The sequence below is a fragment of the Variovorax sp. V93 genome (assembly GCF_041154485.1).
GTDB classification, from domain to species: domain Bacteria; phylum Pseudomonadota; class Gammaproteobacteria; order Burkholderiales; family Burkholderiaceae_C; genus Variovorax; species Variovorax beijingensis_A.
This window is the reverse complement of sequence record NZ_AP028669.1, coordinates 1632926-1649723: the sequence shown is the minus strand read 5'-3', so window position 1 is coordinate 1649723 and position 16798 is coordinate 1632926. Positions and strand designations below refer to the sequence as shown.

The 16798-nt window shown below is 68.9% G+C and carries 20 protein-coding genes; 8 read left to right on the top strand and 12 right to left on the bottom strand.

Annotated elements, in window-relative coordinates:
* Nucleotides 1–6: 6 nt before the first annotated feature.
* The 6 genes from ACAM54_RS07735 to rpsP form a co-directional block, all read right to left on the bottom strand.
* Entirely contained in the window at nucleotides 7–1008 is a 1002-nt protein-coding gene (locus ACAM54_RS07735) for a CobD/CbiB family protein (protein WP_025569489.1), read from the bottom strand.
* Nucleotides 1009–1056: 48 nt separating this feature from the next.
* Nucleotides 1057–1776: a CoA pyrophosphatase gene (locus ACAM54_RS07730; RefSeq protein ID WP_369650340.1), complete on the bottom strand. Its 720-nt coding sequence runs from the start codon at nucleotides 1774–1776 to the stop codon at nucleotides 1057–1059.
* Nucleotides 1777–1924: 148 nt separating this feature from the next.
* Nucleotides 1925–2308: a 50S ribosomal protein L19 gene (rplS, locus tag ACAM54_RS07725; RefSeq protein ID WP_018903298.1), complete on the bottom strand. Its 384-nt coding sequence runs from the start codon at nucleotides 2306–2308 to the stop codon at nucleotides 1925–1927.
* A 110-nt stretch (nucleotides 2309–2418) separates the two neighbouring features.
* Nucleotides 2419–3165 (bottom strand): tRNA (guanosine(37)-N1)-methyltransferase TrmD, encoded by a 747-nt coding sequence (trmD, locus tag ACAM54_RS07720; protein ID WP_145741561.1) that lies wholly within the window; start codon nucleotides 3163–3165, stop codon nucleotides 2419–2421.
* A 16-nt stretch (nucleotides 3166–3181) separates the two neighbouring features.
* Nucleotides 3182–3736 (bottom strand): ribosome maturation factor RimM, encoded by a 555-nt coding sequence (gene rimM / locus ACAM54_RS07715; protein ID WP_025569496.1) that lies wholly within the window; start codon nucleotides 3734–3736, stop codon nucleotides 3182–3184.
* 16 nt (nucleotides 3737–3752) lie between these two features.
* The gene (rpsP, locus tag ACAM54_RS07710) at nucleotides 3753–4016 is read right to left on the bottom strand and encodes a 30S ribosomal protein S16 (RefSeq protein ID WP_007831311.1); all 264 of its coding nucleotides are present in this window, start codon (nucleotides 4014–4016) and stop codon (nucleotides 3753–3755) included.
* 183 nt (nucleotides 4017–4199) lie between these two features.
* Between rpsP and ACAM54_RS07705 the strand changes: the two genes are divergently transcribed.
* Nucleotides 4200–4724: an N-acetyltransferase family protein gene (locus ACAM54_RS07705; protein ID WP_369650339.1), complete on the top strand. Its 525-nt coding sequence runs from the start codon at nucleotides 4200–4202 to the stop codon at nucleotides 4722–4724.
* Nucleotides 4721–5167, top strand: coding sequence for an NINE protein (locus tag ACAM54_RS07700; protein WP_145741557.1), 447 nt, complete (start codon nucleotides 4721–4723; stop codon nucleotides 5165–5167). Before ACAM54_RS07705 ends, ACAM54_RS07700 begins: the two co-directional genes overlap by 4 nt.
* A gap of 24 nt (nucleotides 5168–5191) precedes the next feature.
* Here ACAM54_RS07700 and ACAM54_RS07695 read toward each other — a convergent pair whose 3' ends face one another.
* The 5 genes from ACAM54_RS07695 to hda form a co-directional block, all read right to left on the bottom strand.
* A complete protein-coding gene (locus tag ACAM54_RS07695) occupies nucleotides 5192–6202 on the bottom strand; it encodes an inorganic phosphate transporter (RefSeq protein WP_145741555.1) in 1011 nt (336 codons plus the stop codon).
* 13 nt (nucleotides 6203–6215) lie between these two features.
* Entirely contained in the window at nucleotides 6216–6860 is a 645-nt protein-coding gene (locus ACAM54_RS07690) for a DUF47 domain-containing protein (RefSeq protein WP_012746613.1), read from the bottom strand.
* A gap of 115 nt (nucleotides 6861–6975) precedes the next feature.
* Nucleotides 6976–7575 (bottom strand): 2-amino-4-hydroxy-6-hydroxymethyldihydropteridine diphosphokinase, encoded by a 600-nt coding sequence (gene folK / locus ACAM54_RS07685; protein WP_369650338.1) that lies wholly within the window; start codon nucleotides 7573–7575, stop codon nucleotides 6976–6978.
* A complete protein-coding gene (gene pcnB / locus ACAM54_RS07680) occupies nucleotides 7572–9215 on the bottom strand; it encodes a polynucleotide adenylyltransferase PcnB (protein WP_369650337.1) in 1644 nt (547 codons plus the stop codon). The genes folK and pcnB overlap by 4 nt, the downstream gene beginning before the upstream one ends.
* 19 nt (nucleotides 9216–9234) lie before the next feature.
* Nucleotides 9235–9921 (bottom strand): DnaA regulatory inactivator Hda, encoded by a 687-nt coding sequence (hda, locus tag ACAM54_RS07675; protein ID WP_369650955.1) that lies wholly within the window; start codon nucleotides 9919–9921, stop codon nucleotides 9235–9237.
* A 119-nt stretch (nucleotides 9922–10040) separates the two neighbouring features.
* On the opposite strand from hda, the gene purM reads away from it, so the two are divergent.
* The 5 genes from purM (at nucleotide 10041) to ACAM54_RS07650 (ending at nucleotide 14455) form a co-directional block, all read left to right on the top strand.
* Nucleotides 10041–11081 carry a phosphoribosylformylglycinamidine cyclo-ligase gene (purM, locus tag ACAM54_RS07670; RefSeq protein WP_369650336.1) on the top strand — a complete coding sequence of 347 codons (1041 nt, stop codon included), beginning with the start codon at nucleotides 10041–10043 and terminating at the stop codon, nucleotides 11079–11081.
* Between the two features lie 42 nt (nucleotides 11082–11123).
* Entirely contained in the window at nucleotides 11124–12188 is a 1065-nt protein-coding gene (locus ACAM54_RS07665) for an AI-2E family transporter (protein ID WP_369650335.1), read from the top strand.
* A 103-nt stretch (nucleotides 12189–12291) separates the two neighbouring features.
* The gene (locus tag ACAM54_RS07660; RefSeq protein WP_369650334.1) at nucleotides 12292–12876 is read left to right on the top strand and encodes a cysteine hydrolase family protein; all 585 of its coding nucleotides are present in this window, start codon (nucleotides 12292–12294) and stop codon (nucleotides 12874–12876) included.
* Nucleotides 12873–13496, top strand: coding sequence for a DJ-1/PfpI family protein (locus tag ACAM54_RS07655; RefSeq protein WP_369650333.1), 624 nt, complete (start codon nucleotides 12873–12875; stop codon nucleotides 13494–13496). Before ACAM54_RS07660 ends, ACAM54_RS07655 begins: the two co-directional genes overlap by 4 nt.
* The gene (locus ACAM54_RS07650; RefSeq protein WP_369650332.1) at nucleotides 13463–14455 is read left to right on the top strand and encodes a GlxA family transcriptional regulator; all 993 of its coding nucleotides are present in this window, start codon (nucleotides 13463–13465) and stop codon (nucleotides 14453–14455) included. The genes ACAM54_RS07655 and ACAM54_RS07650 overlap by 34 nt, the downstream gene beginning before the upstream one ends.
* A gap of 24 nt (nucleotides 14456–14479) precedes the next feature.
* Here ACAM54_RS07650 and ACAM54_RS07645 read toward each other — a convergent pair whose 3' ends face one another.
* Entirely contained in the window at nucleotides 14480–15775 is a 1296-nt protein-coding gene (locus ACAM54_RS07645) for an RNA polymerase sigma factor (RefSeq protein ID WP_369650331.1), read from the bottom strand.
* 44 nt (nucleotides 15776–15819) lie between these two features.
* On the opposite strand from ACAM54_RS07645, the gene ACAM54_RS07640 reads away from it, so the two are divergent.
* On the top strand, nucleotides 15820–16794 hold the full coding sequence (locus tag ACAM54_RS07640; protein ID WP_192326610.1) for a formylglycine-generating enzyme family protein: 975 nt from the start codon (nucleotides 15820–15822) through the stop codon (nucleotides 16792–16794).
* Nucleotides 16795–16798: the final 4 nt, after the last annotated feature.

Here is a 16798-nt window from a genome sequence, read left to right as displayed (position 1 = left end):
CGCCGCTCAGCCGAGCAGGCGGGCCAGCGTGAGCAGGGCCAGCAGCACCATCCACATCACCACCGAGCGCCACACCAGGCCCACCACGCTGCGCAGGTGGCCGGGCTCGGGCTCGCGGCCCGGCGTGCTGCCGCTGTCGAGGCGGCGGCCATCGGCCATCGAATCGCCGGCCTGCGCGCGCGGCAGCGGATCGGTGACCGGGATCGGACTCAGCGCGCCGCCGCCCAGGCGCACATTGACCGCGCCCGAGGTCGCCGCGAGGATCACGCCGTCGTTCTCGCTCGGAAAGCGCCGCGCGTCGTTGCGCCAGCAGTCGATCGCCTCTTCGAAGCTGCCGACGACGGCAAAGCCCAGTGCGGTGATGCGCGCGGGCAGCCAGTCGATCGCGTGCCACGCGCGCTCCGCGGCCCGCTGCACCGAGACGCTCGAGGGCTGCACCGCCGCGCCATTCTTGTGGTGCCAGTAGCGCGAGACGAATTCGCTCATGCGATAGAACACCGCACCGGCCGGCCCCAAGCCGAGCGCGGCCAGCACCGAGAACCAGGCCAGCACGCCGAACACATGGCGGTGCGCCGCAATCACCGAATGCTCGATCACGTGGCGCACGATTTCGCTGCGCGGCAGCTCGGCCGCATCGACGCCCTGCCAGTGCGCCAGCAGCGAGCGCGCGAGCGGCTCGTCGCCTTCGTCGAGCGCATCGCGGATGTCCGTGAAATGGTGGCTGAACTGCCGGAAGCCGAGCGTGACGTAGAGCACCGCAATGCTCCAGAGCACCGCGAACGGCAGCCCCACCGTGAACACCAGCAGCAGGTGGATGCCCAGCGTCATCAGCGTGGGCATGAGCACCGCAAGGCCCCATGCAACCCATCCGTGGTGCGGCTTGCCTGCGTCGAAATTGCGGCTGGTCCAGCGCGTCCAGGCCAGCACGCCGGCGTACACCGGGTTGTGGGAGGCGAGCGGCCTCACCTGCTCGATCAGCAACGCACACAGGATGGCAAAGAAGCTCATCCTTCGATGATAGCGAGGGCGCCTGCCGCGACTCGCCCCGGGGCGAAGTCAGGCGCTGAGGAAACGATAGAGATTGCGCAGCATGCCCGCGGTGGCGCCCCAGACGAAGCGCTCTTCGGTCCCGTCCCGGTAGGGCATCGAATACCACTCGCGGCGGGTGCCGTCGGGCGCGGGCACGGTATGGCGGCGATGGTTGGCCGGGTCCATGAGCCAGGCCAGCGGCACCTCGAAGGCCAGCGCCACTTCGTAGGGGTTGATGGTGAGCTCGAATTCGGGCTTCACCAGCGCGACCACGGGCGTCACGATGAACGAGGTGATGGTGGTGTAGGTCGGAAGGCTGCCAAGCACTTCGATGTACTGGGCCGAGAGTCCCACCTCTTCCCAGGCCTCGCGCAGTGCGGCCGCCGCGATGTTGGCGTCCTCGGGGTCGACGCGCCCGCCCGGAAACGCCACCTGCCCCGAATGATTGGACAAATGCGCCGTGCGTTCGGTCAGCAGCACGGTAGCGCCTTGCGGGCGCTGCACGATGGGCACCAGCACGGCCGCCTGCGCCGGGACACGGTCGGTCAGGCGCGGCTCGCGCCGCAATTCGGGCGTCCACTCGGGCGGCGCGGCAAAGCGCCTGCGCAGGGACTCGGTGGTCAACTGCGCGGTGGCCACGGCCGGCAGGCCATCGGGGCCGCCGACCACAGGCGCCTCGCGCGGGTCGAACGGCAGCAGCGTGGGCGGCACCACGGCATTGACGGGTTCGACGGGAGCGAATTGCATGGGGGCGGTGGAGTGGGTCAAGTGAGAGAGTTTCAGTGAAAGAGTAGAGCGTAAAAAGGCCGCGCTGTCTTTTTGCAAGAAGCGTGCACGGCGCACAACGCAAAAAGCCGCCAGAGCGGCGGCTTTTTGCACGGCAGGAAAAGGCAGCTTACTTGGCGGCCGATGCTGCTTGCGACTTGCCCGGCAGCTTTTCCTTGATGCGTGCCGAACGGCCGCTGCGCTCGCGCAGGTAGTACAGCTTGGCGCGGCGGACATCGCCGCGGCGCTTGACTTCGATGCCGGCGATCAGCGGGCTGTAGGTCTGGAACGTACGCTCCACGCCTTCGCCGCTGGAGATCTTGCGCACCGTGAAGCCGCTGTTGAGGCCGCGATTGCGCTTGGCGATCACGACGCCTTCGTAGGCCTGCACGCGCTTGCGGGTGCCTTCGACGACGCTCACGCTGACGATGACCGTGTCACCGGGCATGAAATCGGGGATCTTCTTGCCGAGGCGGGCGATTTCTTCCTGCTCGAGGGTTTCGATGAGGTTCATGATTTCCTGATATTCGATCATGCTCGCGCTACACAAAAGGCGCCTTTGGATCTATTGCTGAACGCAATAAAAGCCAGGCGCGGCCGGGCAGAGGATCGGGGAACCGAAGATTATAGCTTTTTTTTCAGGACCGCCTCATCGGCCTTGCTCAGGCGGCCGGCGGCGCGTGCGGCGGCAATCAGGTCGGGCCGCCGGGCGGCGGTGATGGCCAGGCGCTGGTCGCGGCGCCAGCGCTCGATCTGCACGTGGTGCCCCGACAGCAGCGGGGCCGGCACGCCCTGCCCGTTCCATTGCTCCGGCCGGGTGTAGTGCGGGCAGTCGAGCAGGCCGTCGAGCGAAGGATTGAAGCTGTCCTGCACGTGGCTGGCTTCGTCGCCCAGCACGCCGGGCTGCAGCCGCGCCACGGCATCGAGCAGCGCCATGGCCGCGATCTCGCCGCCCGAGAGAACGAAATCGCCGAGGCTGATCTGGTGCGTCACGCGAGTGTCGATGAAGCGCTGGTCGATGCCTTCGTAGCGGCCGCAGACCAGCACCGCGCCTTCGCTGGCCGACCAGCGCTCGACCGCTTCGTGGCGCAAGGTTTGGCCGATCGGGGAGAACAGCACGACCGGCGCCTGGGAACCGCGCGCGGCCAGCGCCGCGTCAAGGCAGGCCGACAGCGGCTCAGCCATCATCACCATGCCGGGGCCACCGCCAAAGGGCCGGTCATCGACGCGCTTGTAGTTGCCCTGCGCGAAGTCGCGCGGGTTCCAGAGCACGACCTCGACCTGCTTCGACTCGTAGGCGCGGCGCGTCACGCCGCTGGCCATGAAGGGCGCGAACAGCTCGGGAAACAGCGTGAGGACGTCGAAGCGCATGCGCGCGAGCCCCAGATCAGAAATCGGGCTGCCAGTCGACCGTGATGAGGCGGCCGGCCAGGTCGACCTTGTCGACGAAGACCGAGACGAAGGGCACCATGCGTTCGATGGCCTTGCCGTCTTCCTCGGCCGCGAGCACCAGCGTGGTCTGCGGACCGGTGGCGAGCAGTTCGCGCACCGTGCCGAGCGCCACGCCTTCGCGGTTTACCACCGACAGGCCGATCAGGTCGACCCAGTAGTACTCGTCGTCGCCGGCCGTGGGAAAGCTCGAGCGCGGCACGAACACGCGCGCGCCGCGAAGCGCCTCGGCCGCATTGCGGTCGGGCACATCCTCGGACGAGGCGACGATGCAGTCGGAATGTTCCTTGGCTTCGCGGATCGCGAGCCGGAAAGCTGCGGTTGCCGAGGCTCCGGGAGCCTGCAGGAACCAGCGCTTGGAAGAAAAAAGCGCCTCGGGCTGGGCGCTGTGGGGCAGGACCTTGAACCAGCCCTTGATGCCCCATGCATCGGCGATGCGCCCTACCTCGATCGCATCCGCCGGCAATTCGGCGGCTTCGAGTGCGGGCAGCATTGGCGTGCCGGACGGCTTAAGCCGCCGCCTTGGGAGCCGCTGCAGCGGCTTGCTTGATCAGGCGCAGGACCGTGGGCGAAGCTTGTGCGCCGACGCTCTTCCAGTAGGCCAGGCGGTCCTGGGCAATACGGATGCTTTCTTCGTTTTCCTTGGCGGTCGGGTTGTAGAAACCCAGGCGCTCGATGAAACGGCCATCGCGGCGAACGCGCTTGTCCGACACGACGATGTTGAAGAACGGACGGCCTTTGGAGCCGCCGCGGGAAAGTCGAATGACGACCATGATTTATCCTTGGGTGGTGCAGCAAGCCCGTTTTTTTGACAGAGGCCCGCTCACAGTGTTCTTTCAACGTCGAGACACGCGACATGGCCACCCGGCCAGCGACACGCTGAAAAGCCTGCGATTATAGCCCGACCTGCGTTTTCTCCGAATTTCCGCGCTTGCCGCATTCCGTTTGCCACCTGCATGACCCTCACCATCCGCCCCAGCCGCGACGAAGACATCGCGGCCGTCACGGCCATCTACGCCCACCACGTGCTCAACGGCACCGGCACCTTCGAGACCGAGCCTCCCTCGGCCGAGGACATGGCCGCGCGGCGCGCCGACGTTCTTGGCAAGAGCCTGCCCTACCTCGTGGCCGAAGAAGACGGCGAGGTGTTGGGTTTTGCCTACTGCAACTGGTTCAAGCCCCGCCCGGCCTACCGCTTTTCGGCCGAAGACTCGATCTACATCTCCGAAGCCGCACGCGGCAAGGGCCTGGGCGCCCGGCTGCTGGCCGCCCTCTCGCAGGCCGCCGAAGCGGCGGGCGTGCGCAAGCTGATCGCCGTCATCGGCGATTCGGCCAATGCCGGCTCGGTCGGCGTGCACCGCAGCCAGGGCTTCACGCACGTGGGCGTGCTCAAGGACTGCGGCTGGAAGTTCGGCCAATGGCGCGACGTGGTCCTGATGGAAAAAGTGCTGGGCGAAGGCAGCACCACCCAACCCGAATGAAAAACAAGACCATTGCCGCCTGGCTCTCCTTCCTGGGCGGCCCGCTGGGCCTGCACCGCTTCTACCTTCGCGGCATGGGCGACTGGCTCGGCTGGCTGCTGCCCATTCCCACGGCGCTGGGCCTGTACGGCATCGAGCGCGCGCGCATGTACGGCCTGGACGACGGCTGGAGCTGGGTGCTGATTCCGCTGCTGGGCTTCACCATCGCGGGATGCGCGCTGACGGCCATCGTCTACGGCCTCATGACGCCCGAGAAGTGGAATGCCCGATTCAACGGCAGCGCGCCTTCGGACGCCGCGCCGGGCCGCACGAACTGGGCCACGATCGGCGCCGTGGTGCTGGCGCTCCTGTTCGGCACCACGGTGCTGATGGCCAGCATCGTGTTCAGCTTCCAGCGCTACTTCGAACACCAGGTCGAGGAAGGCCGGAAGATTTCGCAGTAGCTGGCCGCTGCGCGCGCCGGAAGCTCAGAAAAGCTGCAGGCTGAGCCAGTAGGCGATGGCGGCCACGAAAGCCGACGCCGGGATCGTGAAGATCCAGGCCCAGACGATGTTGCCCGCCACGCCCCAGCGCACCGCGCTTGCGCGCTGCGCCGAGCCCACGCCGACGATGGCGCCGGTGATGGTGTGGGTGGTCGACACGGGAATGCCCAGCGCGGTGGCCAGGAACAGCGTGAGCGCACCGCCGGTCTCGGCGCAGAAGCCGCCCACAGGCTTGAGCTTGGTGATCTTCTGGCCCATGGTCTTCACGATGCGCCAGCCGCCGAACATGGTGCCCAGCGCAATCGCGGCGTAGCAGCTCACGATGGTCCAGGTCGGCGGGCTCGAGTCCGTGGCCGAGGCATAGCCGGTGGCGATCAGCAGCATCCAGATGATGCCGATGGTCTTCTGCGCGTCGTTGCCGCCATGGCCCAGGCTGTAGGCGCCGGCGGACACCAGCTGCAGCCGCCGGAACCAGCGGTCGATGCGCGACGGCGTGGCGCGCCGGAAGCCCCAGGCCACCAGCACCATCATCATCGAGCCCAGCACGAAACCGAGGAAGGGCGAAACGAAGATGAAGGCCACGGTCTTCCAGATGCCCGACGCCACGAGGCCGCCGGTGCCGGTCTTGGCGATCACGGCGCCCACGATGCCGCCGATCAGCGCATGCGACGAACTGCTCGGGATGCCGTAGTACCAGGTCACGAGGTTCCAGCTGATGGCACCCACGAGCGCACCGAAGACCACGTGCACATCGACCACGCCCGGCTGGGCAATGCCCTTGCCGACCGTCGCCGCCACGCTCAGGTGGAAGATGAAGATCGCGATCAGGTTGAAGAAAGCCGCGAACAGCACGGCATGGCCCGGCTTGAGCACGCCGGTGGACACCACGGTGGCGATAGAGTTCGCCGCATCGTGGAAGCCGTTCATGAAGTCGAACAGGATCGCGAGCGCGACCAGCACCATCACCACCCAGAGGGCGACCTGAACCGTTGCCATCGATGGTTACCGCTCAGGAATTCTCGAGGACGATGCCCTCGATGACGTTGGCCACGTCCTCGCACTTGTCGGTGATCGTCTCGAGCAATTCGTAGATTGCCTTGAGCTTGATCACCTCGCGCACGTCGGGCTCCTCGCGGAACAGCTTGCTCATGGCACTGCGCATCACGCGGTCGGCGTCGGACTCGAGGCGGTCGATTTCCTCGCAGGTCTTGAGCGTGGCCTCGGCCACCGCCGGATCGGCGATCTTGCCGAGGAACTTGACGGCGTCCTTCAGGCGGTCGCAGCACTTCACGCTCAGGGCGGTGAGGCGCACGATCTCGTCGGTCATGTGGCGCACGTCGTACAGCGCCATGGTCTCGGCCGAGTCCTGGATCAGGTCGGCCACGTCGTCCATGGTGTTGATGAGCTTGTGGATCTGCTCGCGGTCGATCGGCGTGATGAAGGTCTTGTGGATCAGCCGGTTGACGTCGTGCGTGACGCGGTCGGCCGCACGCTCGGCATTGTCGACGTCGCGGTTGTACTGCTCGCGCAGGTGCACGTCGCTGTAATTGGCCACGAGTTGCTCGAACGCCCGCGCCGCTTCGACGATGCGCTCGGCGTGCTGGTTGAACATCTCGAAAAAATTCCCCTCGCGGGGCAGCAGCTTGCCGAACATGGCGCTCTCCTGGGTTCGCGGCTGCCACAAATGCGTGACAACGTCATGAAAAACCGCGCAAGTGTAATGGGCGGAGCAAAGCCGCCCGGCCAACGGGGTTCACCGCCCCGACTGCTCAGTCGCGAATCCGCTCGATGACCTGCGAGGAAACGCGGGCAAGCGCCGCGCGCGGCACCTTGTCGGGCGCGATCTCGGCGAGCGGTTTCAGCACGAAGGCGCGGTCGCGCATGCGCGGGTGCGGCAAGGCCAGCGCGGGCGTGTCCTTGACCGCGTTGCCGTGCATCAGCAGGTCGAGGTCGAGCGTGCGCGGCGCATTGGGAAAAGGCCGTTCGCGGCCGGCCTGCTCCTCGAGCAGGTGCAGTTCGGAAAGGAACGCCTCGGCCGTGAGCCCGGTCCGCACGGCCACCACGGCGTTGATGAAATCGGGCCCGGTCGCATCGACCGGCGCGCTGCGGTAGAGCGACGAGCGCGCCGTCACCACGGTGCGCTCGATGGTGCCGATGGCGTCCATGGCCGCCTTCACGGCAGCCTGGGCGTCGCCCAGGTTGGCACCGATGGCGACGAAGGCCTGCACGGTCGGATAGTCCTCGCGCGTGCGGCGCGCGGGCGCCGGTCCGCTGCTCCTCGGCTTCGGCGAAGAGCCGCCGCGCGACGGCGGCCGGCCGCCCTGGCCGCCGCCGCTCTTGCCGTCCTTCGGCCGGTTCGGTGCGCTCATTCGGCTGCGGCGCTCCCGCCGCCCCCGCCGCCGCCTTCACCACCACCACCTCCGGTGCGCGGCTTGCGGCGACGGCGGCGCTTGCGCGGCGCAGCCGGTTCGCCATCGGGCGGCACGGCGCCGGCCTCGACTTCGACTTCCTCGGCCTCGTCGTCCTGCCGCGCGTCGGCATCGGGCTGGCGCTGGCGCGCCGCCGGTTCGCCGCGGGAGGGCTTGGGCGCCGCCGGCTCGCGCATTCGCACGCGCTGGCGGGTCTTCTGCTCGTCGCGCACCTGCTCCAGCAGGTCTTGCTGGCGGATGTCGTCGGCGGTGCTGAACTCCTGCCACCACTCGGCAATGGCCTCGCTGACCTCGCCCACGTCGGCGCGCAGCCGCATGAAGTCGAAGGCGGCGCGGAACCGCGCCTGGTCCACCAGGCTGTAGGGGGTGGAGCCGGTGCGCTTGTCGAAGCGCGGCTGCATCATCCAGATCTCGCGCATGTCGGCAGCGAGCTTGCCGCGGCCCGAGACGTCGCCGATGCGGGCGTTGAACACGTCGTCGATCGCATCCTGCAGCGCCGGGAACGGCGGCTGCGGCCGCTGGCCATGCCGGCCCTCGACACGCTGCGCCCAGCCGTCGCGCACGTCGGCCCACAGCACGCAGGCCAGAAGGAAGCTCGGCGCCACGGGCTTGCCTTCGCCGACGCGGCGGTCGGTGTCCTGCAGCGCCGCCTTCACGAAGGGCTGGTCGGCCCGCTCCACCACCACGTCGAGCAGCGGATAGATGCCCTTGGCGAGGCCCAGCTTGCGCAGCTGCTCGACGGTGGCAATGGCGTGGCCGGTCTGCAGCAGCTTGAGCATTTCGTCGAACAGGCGGCTCTGCGGCACGTCGGCCAGCAGCTTGCTCGACTCGACCAGCGGCGCGGCCGTCTTGGCTTCCATCTTGAAGCCGAGCGCCGCGAGCTTGGCCGAGAAACGGATCGCGCGGATGATGCGTACCGGGTCTTCGCGGTAGCGCGTGGCCGGATCGCCGATCATGCGCAGCGTGAGCTTCTGGGCGTCGCGGATGCCGTTGTGGTAGTCGACCACGACCTGGTTGGCCGGGTCGTAGTACATGGCGTTCACGGTGAAGTCGCGGCGCGCGGCGTCTTCCTCCTGCGGGCCCCAGACGTTGTCGCGCAGCACGCGGCCGCTGGCATCCACCGCATGCTTCATGCTCGCGAGCTCGCCCTTGCTGGTGCGCTCGTTGCCGGCCACCTGCTCGGCAGCGGCGTTGTCCATGTAGGCGCGGAAGGTGGAGACTTCGATCACCTCGTGCTCGCGGCCGCGGCCGTACACCACGTGCACGATGCGAAAGCGCCGCCCGATGATGAAGGCGCGCCGGAAGAGCGACTTGACCTGCTCGGGCGTGGCGTTGGTGGCCACGTCGAAGTCCTTGGGACGCAGCCCCAGCAGCAGGTCGCGCACCGCGCCGCCCACCACGTAGGCCTCGTAGCCGGCCTGCTGGAGCGTGGTGACGACGTTCCTGGCACGTTCGTCGACCAGGGCTGGATCGATCTTGTGAACCTCTGCCGGCACCTCCTGGCGCTTGCCGAAGCGGCTCTTGCCCTGTGCGCCGCCGGCCGATTTGCCGAGCAGCTTGTCGATGAATTTCTTGATCATTGTTGGTTGAAGCTCTTCTCTATTCGTTTTCGAGCATGGATCGGATCAGCGGGATCGTGATCGCGCGCTGTGTCTGCAGGGCATAGCCGTCGAGCTGCGTGAGCAGCTCCATCAGGCTGCCCAGGTCGCGGCTGAAGCGGTGCAGCATGTAGTCGAGCACCTCGTCCGACAGCATGACGCCGCGCGTGTCGGCGGCCTGGCGCAGCACCGCGCGGCGTTCGCTTTCGCTCAGCACCTGCAGGTGGAACACATGGCCCCAGCCCAGCCGGGTGCGAAGGTCCTCGCGCAGCGGCAGGTCGGCCGGCGGCAGCGCGCCCGCGGCCACCACGCCGCGCTGCAGCGTCTGCGCGTTGACGAACCAGTTGAAGGCCGCATGCTGCTGCACGGCGGTATAGAGGTGCACGTCGTCGAGCAGCACGGCACCCCAGCGCTCGTCGAATTCGGGCGGCTCGAGCAGGCCGGCATGCAGCCAGCCCACGCTCGCGCCCTGCTCGCGCAGTGCGACACGCACCGATTCGAGCAGATGGGTCTTGCCGCTGCCGCCTTCGCCCCACAGATAGGTTGGCACCGGCGAGTGCAGCGCAGGGCTGCCGGCGCCGCCCACCCACACCTGCAGGTGGCGCAGCGCCGCCTCGTTGGGGCCGGCAAAAAAGGCGTCGAAGCTGGGGCCCGTCGCAATGCCGATATCGAGCGCGAGCTGTTTCATCCCGGGAAGGTTCATGGAGGGGGCCGCTGGGGCCCTTAAAATCAACGGGAATTCTATCGGCCCGGCCGCTTCGGTCGCCGGCGCCTCCACCTTCCCGCCCTTCTCGACACCGTCCGACCATGACTTCCCCCACGCCCACCCCGCTCAGCTACAAGGATGCAGGTGTCGATATCGATGCCGGCGACGCACTGGTCGACCGCATCAAGCCGCTCGCCAGGAAGACACTGCGCGAAGGCGTGCTGGCCGGCATCGGCGGCTTCGGCGCGCTGTTCGAGGTGCCCAAGCGCTACAAGGAGCCGGTGCTGGTGAGCGGCACCGACGGCGTGGGCACGAAGCTCAAGCTGGCCTTCGAATGGAACATGCACGACACGGTCGGCATCGACCTGGTGGCCATGAGCGTCAACGACGTGCTGGTGCAGGGCGCCGAGCCGCTCTTCTTTCTCGACTACTTCGCCTGCGGCAAGCTCGACGTGGACACGGCCGCGGCCGTGATCGGCGGCATCGCCCGCGGCTGCGAGATTTCCGGCTGCGCGCTGATCGGCGGCGAAACCGCCGAAATGCCCGGCATGTACCCGGCCGGCGAGTACGACCTGGCGGGCTTTGCGGTTGGCGCGGTCGAAAAGGCGAAGATCCTCACGGGCCAGAACGTGAAGCCGGGCGACGTGGTGCTGGGCCTGGCCTCGGCCGGCGTGCATTCCAACGGCTTCAGCCTGGTGCGCAAGGTGATCGAGCGCGCGGGGGCCGATCTGCCCGCCACGCTCGACGGCAAGCCGTTCCGCGAAGCCGTGATGGAACCCACCCATCTCTATGTGAAGCCGGTGCTCGAGGCGCTGGCCAAGCATCCGATCAAGGCGCTGGCCCACATCACGGGCGGCGGCCTGCTCGAGAACATCCCGCGCGTGCTGCCCGAAGGCACGGCCGCCCACCTCAGGAAGGGCAGCTGGCCGCAGACCGAACTCTTCGCCTGGCTGCAGAAGGTGGCCGGCATCGACGACATCGAGATGAACCGCACCTTCAACAACGGCATCGGCATGGTGGTGGTGATCGACGCGGCCGAAGCCGCCGCCTGCGCCGCCACGCTGCGCACGGCCGGCGAATCGGTGTTCGAGATCGGCACCATCGCCGAACGCGGCGCGGGCGCCGCCGTCGTGGTTGGCTGATCTCCCCGCTGCCAGGCTCGCAAGCGCAGCACCCGGAACCTGATGGCCAAACCCTCCCTCGCCACCTTCGAGACCAAGCCCCAGGCCGCCTCGCGCAACGTGGTGCTGGCCAGCTACCTGCTGATGCCGGCCGCGCTGCTGCTGGTGATGTGGCAGCACCTGCTGCCCGGCCTGCTGTGCGTGTGCATCGGCTTCCTGGCCACCCGCTGGTTCGCGCGCCTGATCGGCGCCGGCCTGGCGCGGCTGAAGCTGCCGCCCGGGCGTGCCGACGTGCTGGCCCGGGTGCTGGCGGTCACGCTGGTGCTGCTGGCGCCCATTGCGCTGATCTCGCTGGGCCTGTCGCAGGCGCGCGAGTACATCCTCGACGCGCCCGACCAATACCGCGAGCTGCTCGACTACACGGCGCGCACGGTGCTCGAACTGCGGCTCAAGCTCCCGCCCGAGATTGCGGTCTACCTGCCCGAAGGCGCGGCCGAGGTGCAGCGCGTGGTCGCCAACTACCTGCGTGCCCAGGCCGGATCGCTGGCGCTGGCCGGACGGGCGTGGCTCGGCGGCCTGCTGTTTGCCTACGTGGGGCTCATCGTCGGCGGGCTGGCGGCCATCGCACCCTCGCCGCTGCAGCGCCGGCCGCTCGCCGCGCAGCTGCACCGGCGCATCGCCATCTTCGGCGAGGCCTTCGGCCAGATCGTGGCCGCGCAGTTCTGGATCGCCGCCTTCAACACGCTGCTGACCGCCATCTTCCTGCTGTTCCTGATGCCGCTCTGGGGTCCTCACCTGCCCTACACGCCGGCACTGATCACGCTGACCTTCGTGGCGGGCCTGGTGCCCATCGTCGGCAACCTGGTCTGCAACTCGGTGATCACGCTGGTGGCGCTGTCGGTGTCGCCCGTGACGGCGCTGGCCTGCCTGGCGTTCCTGATCCTCATCCACAAGGCCGAATACGTGATCAACGCCAAGGTGGTCGGCAGCCGCACCCAGATGCGGGTGTGGGAACTGCTGGCGGTGATGTTCGTGGCCGAGGCGGTGTTCGGCCCGGCGGGGCTGGTGGCGGCGCCGCTTTTCTACGCGTACCTCAAGAAAGAGCTGCAGGCCGCGGGGCTTGTCTAGATGTCCTGATTTGATCGGTTCTGGTCCGCTTCGGCGCGGACCGTGCCCTGGCGGCGCAGAAGAATAGGCGGCATCATCCACTTCGCCGTTTCGAGCCAACGCCATGAAATCCTGTCTGATTGTGATCGACGCGCAGGAATCGTTTCGCCAGCGCGCGTACTGGTCCGAGCGCGTTGCGCAGCCCTATTTCGCTGCCCAGAACGCGCTGATCGAGGGCTGCCTGGCCGCCGGTCTTCCGATCGTGCGCGTCTTCCACGTCGACGGTCCCGCTGCCGCGAGCCATCCCTTCGCGGTCGAGTCGGGCTTCGTGCGGCCGATCGACGGCCTGGCGCCATTTGAGGCGGCGGCCACCTTCACCAAGCACCGCCACAGCGCGCTGGTCAACAGCGGGCTCGACATCTGGCTCACGCAGCAGGGCATCGGCCGGCTGATCGTGAGCGGCATCCGCACCGAGCAATGCTGCGAAACCACGGCGCGCCACGCCTCGGACCTGGGCTGGGAGGTCGACTACGTGACCGAGGCCACGCTGACCTTCGACATGCCGCAACCCGACGGCCGGCCGCTTGCCGCCGCCGATATCAAGGCGCGCACGGCGGCTGTGCTGGATGGCCGGTTCGCCACGGTCTGCAGCGTGGCGCAGGCGCTCGAGCGCGCCGACGCCCACGCCACGGAAAGCCTGGCCGCATGAGCCTTCGCGTACTGATCCTCGCCTACGACGGCGTCGAGGCGCTCGACTTCGCGGGGCCGTTCGAGGTGTTCACCACCGCGAGCCGCGTGAGCCAGCGCATGGATCCCGGTACGCCGGCGCCTTTCGAGGTGGCTTCGGTGGCGGCGAGCGCCAGCCAGCCCGTGCAGGCACGCGCCGGCCTGCGCCTGCTGGCCGACCACGACCTGGACGCGGCTCCGAAGGCCGACCTGCTGATCGTGCCCGGCGGCGTGGTCGATGCGCCCATGGCAAGCGCCGCCACCCTGCGCTGGATCGCCGGTTGCGCGGCCGGCGCGCAGCTCGTCGCCTCGGTCTGTACCGGCGTCTTCCTGCTCGCCAAGAGCGGCGTGGCCACGCGCGAAGCCGTCACCACGCACTGGGAAGACATTGCAGACTTGCGCGAGCAGTTCCCCTCGCTCGACGTGCGCGAAAACGAGCGCTGGGTCGACAGCGGCCGCATCGTCAGTTCCGCGGGCATCAGCGCGGGCATCGACATGAGCCTCTACCTGGTCGAACGGCTGGCCGACCGCACGCTGGCCGAACGCACGGCGCGCCAGATGGACTACGCATGGACCTCCAACAGCCGCAGCCCATCCGCGTAGTGTTCGTGCTGCTGCCGGGCAGCCTGGTGCTCGACTGGGCCGGCCCGGCCGAAGCGCTGCGCATCGCGAACCAGCGGCTGCGCGCGGCCGGCCAGCCCGAGCGCTTCGAGATCGAATTCGCGGGCCCGCGTCCCACCTCGATCGGATCCGTGGGCGTTGCGCTCGCCAACATCGCGCCCTTGCCGACGCAATGGCCGGGCCCGGCCTGGCTCGTGCTGGTCGGGCTGCCCGGAGACGCCATCCCGATCGACAACGCCGAAACGCAGGAGCTGCTGCACTGGCTGCGCGGCCAGCGCTTCGAACCCGGCCGGCTCGAGCTGGTCACCGTCTGCGCCGGCGCGCTGCTGGCCGCGCACGCCGGTGCGCTCTCCGGCCGGCGCGCCACCACGCACCACCATCACCTCGACGAACTGCGCGCGGTGGAGCCGCGCTGCGAGGTGGTGGCCAACCGCGTGTTCGTGATCGATCCGCCGGTGTACAGCAGCGCGGGCGTCACCACCGGCATCGACCTGGTGCTGCACCGCATCGCCGACGTGTGCGGCGAAGCACTGGCCGCCCAGGTGGCACAGGCGATGGTGGTGGCGCAGCGGCGCGGTCCGCACGATCCGGAGCTGTCGCCCTTCCTGGCCTACCGCAACCACCTGCACGCCGCACTGCACCGCGTGCAGGACGCCGTCAGCGAGCAGCCGCAGGCCGACTGGAGCGTGCCGCGGATGGCGGAAGTGGCCCACACCTCGGCACGGCACCTGACGCGGCTGTTCGTCGAGCATGCGGGCGTGGCGCCGCTGGCCTACCTGCGGCGGCTGCGGCTGGCGGCCGCGCAGCTTGCGCTGGCCTCGGGCGCGAGCGTGACGCGGGCGGCGGAAATCTCGGGCTTCGGCTCGGACACGCAGCTGCGGCGCGCCTGGCACCAGTTCGGATTGCCCGGTTCGCCTTCGGCCTCGGCGTTGAAGGCGTAGCGGCCGCCGGCCTCTTGAGGAACCTCAGCCCTGCGCAGCCGCACAGGCTCGCGCACGCGCCAGCAGCAGGGTCCGCTCGCGCGTGTTGCGCGTGAGCGAGGCGGCGCGGTCGAATTCCTTCTGCGCCTCGTCGCGGCGCCCGAGCTTCAGCAACAGGTCGCCGCGCACCGCCGGCAGCAGGTGGTAGGCCCGCAGCGCCGGCTCGCCCACGAGCGCATCCACCACCTCGAGCCCCGCGGCCGGCCCGAAAGCCATCGACAGCGCCACCGCGCGGTTCAATTCGACGATGGGCGATGGCGACAGCTCGGCCAGCGCGTCGTACAACGCAGCAATGCGCGGCCAGTCGGTGTCTTCTGCCGTGCGCGCGCGGCCATGGCAGGCGGCAATGGCCGCCTGCAGCGCATACGGGCCGAAGGCGCCGCCGAGCGCCTCGGCACGCGCCAGTGCCGCCAGGCCGCGCCGGATCAGCATGTGGTCCCAGCGCGCGCGGTTCTGCTCGAGCAGCAGCACCGGCTCGCCCGAGGCGCCCACGCGGGCGGCGGTGCGCGAGGCCTGGATTTCCATCAGCGCCACCAGGCCATGCACTTCCGAGGCATCGGGCATCAGCTCGGCCACGATGCGGCCCAGGCGCATGGCTTCCTCGCACAGCGCAGGGCGCATCCAGTCGTCGCCGGCCGTGGCCGAGTAGCCTTCGTTGAAGATCAGGTAGAGCACCTCGAGCACCGAGGCGACCCGCGCTTCGAGTTCATGCCGGCGCGGCACCTCGAAGGGCACGCGCGCTTCGAGCAGCGTGCGCTTGGCGCGCACGATGCGCTGCGCCACGGTGGCTTCGGGCACGAGAAAGGCACGGGCGATCTCGTCGGTGCCGAGGCCGCCCATCAGGCGCAGCGTGAGCGCCACGCGCGCCTCGGTCGAAAGCACGGGATGGCAGGCGGTGAACACCAGCCGCAGCAGGTCGTCGCCGATGTCGTCGTCGATGGCCGCATCGACGGCTTCGGCGAAGTCGGCCTGGGCCATCTCGTGCTGCGCGTCGAGCTCGCGGCCGATCTCGGGCGCCTTGTGCTCGGCCAGCTGCCGGTGGCGCAGCCGGTCGAGCGCGCGGCGCTTGGCCACGGCGGTGAGCCAGGCGGCGGGGTTGTCGGGCACGCCTTTTTCGGGCCATTGCTCGAGGGCCGACACCAGCGCGTCCTGCGCCAGTTCCTCGGCGAGGCCCACGTCGCGCACCATGCGCGCGACGGTGGCGATGATCCTGGCGGATTCGATGCGCCATACCGCCTCGATGGTGCGGCTGACCGCTTCCTGGTTCCTGCCATTGCTCATGCGTGCGCTTCCTCATTGTCCAGGGGGTGCAATAGCATCCGCACATGAAGCAGTGCTGCCTCCTGATCCTGGCCATGGTCCTCGGCGGTGCCCAAGCCGCCGAGGTCGAACGCAACAGCCTCGGCATGGCTTTCGTCAGGCTGCCGGCCGGCGAGTTCCTGATGGGCAGCGACGAACCGCCCGAATCGCTGGCCGCCGCCTATGGGCAGCTGCCGAGAGAGCGATTCGCGCAGCTGGGCGACGAGGGGCCGGTTCACCGGGTGCGCATCACCCACTCCTTCTGGATGGGCCGGCACGAGGTGACGGTCGGCCAGTTCCGGCGCTTCGTCGAAGCCTCGGGCTACGTGCCCGAGTCGGTGGCCGACGGAACCGGCGGCTACGGCTGGCGCGCCGACTACGACCCGGCCACCACGAAGCGCGGCGACGCCTTCGAGGGCCGCGACCCGCGCTACTCCTGGCGCAACCCCGGCTTCGCGCAAGGCGACGACCATCCGGTCGTCAACGTGACCTGGAACGACGCCCAGGCGCTGGCGGCCTGGCTGAGCAAGACCGAGGGCCGCCGCTACCGGCTGCCGACCGAGGCCGAATGGGAATACGCCTGCCGCGCCGGCACGCGCAGCCGCTACAGCTCGGGCGACGACCCGCATTCGCTGCTGGGCGCGGCCAACGTGTTCGATGCGAACAGCGCCCGGTACTGGCCGCGCTGGCAGCCGATGGCGCTGGACGGCGACGATGGCTACGCGTTCACCGCGCCGGTCGGCAGCTTTGCGCCGAACGCCTGGGGCCTTTACGACATGCACGGTAATGCGTGGGAATGGGTAGCCGACTGGCATGGCGAGAAATACTACGCGCAGTCGCCACTCGACGACCCGCAGGGCCCCGCCCAAGGCGGAGTGCGGGTACGCCGCGGCGGCTCCTGGCACACCTGGGCCTTCTATGCCCGGGCGGCCTATCGCAACTGGAACGCGCCGGACACGCGCTACACGCTGGTGGGCATCCGGCTGGTGCGAGAGGACTGATCAG